Here is a 1,706-nt window from a genome sequence, read left to right as displayed (position 1 = left end):
TATAAAGTGGTGAATTAGCAACACGGATGACGTGCCCCGCCAGCGTAGTGTGGCGTTGAATTAAGTCCGCTAAGGTCGCTGCGTCAGTGTCTGGAGACTTTGCGAGACGCATAACGTCCGTTGCGATTTTGGGAAAGAGCGGCACATCAACAGCGCCTTTTCTCAGCAGCTTGAGTATCTGTTTACCCACTTCGCGCAAGTCGGCAGATAACTCGAATATCGCATCGTCTTGTTGTTCTTCCGTAATCAACGTCGGGCCTCGCTTGGACTAAAACTGAGCTGAGTTTAGTCCAAGTTTTCGACTACGCGTTTATCTACCTAAAATTTTCGCTAAACGTTTTCTCGACAAGACACCTTCAAGCTCTCCCTCCTCACTGACTACAGCTAAAGGGTGACTAGTGTCGAGTGTTTCAGGAATAACTTCTTCTAGAAGAGAGTCAGGTGAGATCTCAACCGTTTCTTCAAAGTACTCGTCAGTCAGAGGCTCTGAACTACATACGTCTTCGCTATCAACAGCTTGCTCCAAGGTCTCTTGCAGAACAGTTCCCTCAAAGCCATCATCCGATTCAACGTAGGCATAGTCTTTCGGCATATTACGCATTTGCTCTAAGGCCTCGCCGATCGTAGTTGCAGTAATACGATTCATTGGCGATTTCATCACGTTTTCAACAGTCAGAGCACGTGCTCGATTCACGTCTTGCACAAACGCTTCTACATAGGCGTCAGCGGGTTGCAGAAGAATTTCACTAGGCTCGCCGACTTGAACCAGCTCACCATCTTTGAGAATCGCGATTCGATCACCAACACGCAAGGCTTCGTCCAAATCATGGGTAATAAAAACGATTGTCTTGTGGAGTTTTTCTTGCAGATGAATCAATTGATCCTGCATCTCGCTTCTAATCAGAGGGTCCAATGCAGAAAAAGCCTCGTCCATCAACAATACATCTGGGTCGGTGCACAAAGCTCGCGCTAGACCAACACGTTGCTGCTGACCGCCTGAAAGCTGTGATGGGTATAGTCCCTCATACCCTTCTAAACCGACGTCAGCTAACCATTGTTTAGCCTTCTGTAGTCGCTCAGCTTTCGCAACGCCCTGTGTTTTCAAACCAAAGGCGACGTTATCGATCACCGAATTATGGGGTAACAAACCAAAGTGCTGAAACACCATCGACATGCGTGTTCGACGAAATTCCTGAAGCTGTTTCGCATCAAGCTTCATCACGTCGTCACCATCAAACATGATCTGCCCTGCACTCGGTTCAATCAGACGGTTAAAGTGACGAATTAAGGTCGACTTTCCAGAACCAGAAAGCCCCATAATTACGAAGATCTCACCCCGTTTGATCTCCATGTTAATGTCTTTAAGACCAAGCGTATGTCCAGTTTTTTCAAGAATCTCTGCTTTGGTTTTCCCCTGTAAAACAAGATCCATATGTTTTTCAGCTTGATCACCGAAAAGCTTGTAGAGCGATTTAATTTCAATGAAGGTATCACTCATGTTCATTGCTGCCCCCCAAGATGTGCTTGAGAGCGTTTCGCATACGCTTGAGATACCCGATCAAAGATGATTGCCAGCACCACGATCGCGATACCGTTAAATAAGCCCAAAGCAAAGAACTGGTTGTTAATCGAACGCAAGACCTGCTGCCCTAAGCCTGCAACACCAATCATTGATGCTATCACGACCATTGCCAGCGCCATCATAA

General features: G+C 46.7%; 2 protein-coding genes and 1 pseudogene. All 3 read right to left on the bottom strand.

What is annotated here, in order from left to right; genetic code table 11:
* Positions 1-250 (bottom strand): HDOD domain-containing protein (locus tag A3739_RS11610; RefSeq protein ID WP_156502550.1); only part of this gene is annotated, 250 nt, incomplete at its 3' end.
* A 60-nt stretch (positions 251-310) separates the two neighbouring features.
* Positions 311-1,498: a glycine betaine/L-proline ABC transporter ATP-binding protein gene (locus A3739_RS11605; protein ID WP_068478291.1), complete on the bottom strand. Its 1,188-nt coding sequence runs from the start codon at positions 1,496-1,498 to the stop codon at positions 311-313.
* A gap of 2 nt (positions 1,499-1,500) precedes the next feature.
* Positions 1,501-1,706: pseudogene (locus A3739_RS11600) on the bottom strand (proline/glycine betaine ABC transporter permease); the annotation flags it as partial.

It is taken from the genome of Oleiphilus sp. HI0067, from assembly GCF_001635735.1.
The sequence above is the reverse complement of the archived record's forward strand: the minus strand, read 5'-3'. Positions and strand labels throughout refer to the sequence as shown.

What these genes read in the sequence shown, in the direction of transcription:
- A3739_RS11605 (WP_068478291.1), bottom strand. Translation starts at nt 1,498, where the DNA reads ATGAGTGATACCTTCATTGAAATTAAATCGCTCTACAAGCTTTTCGGT.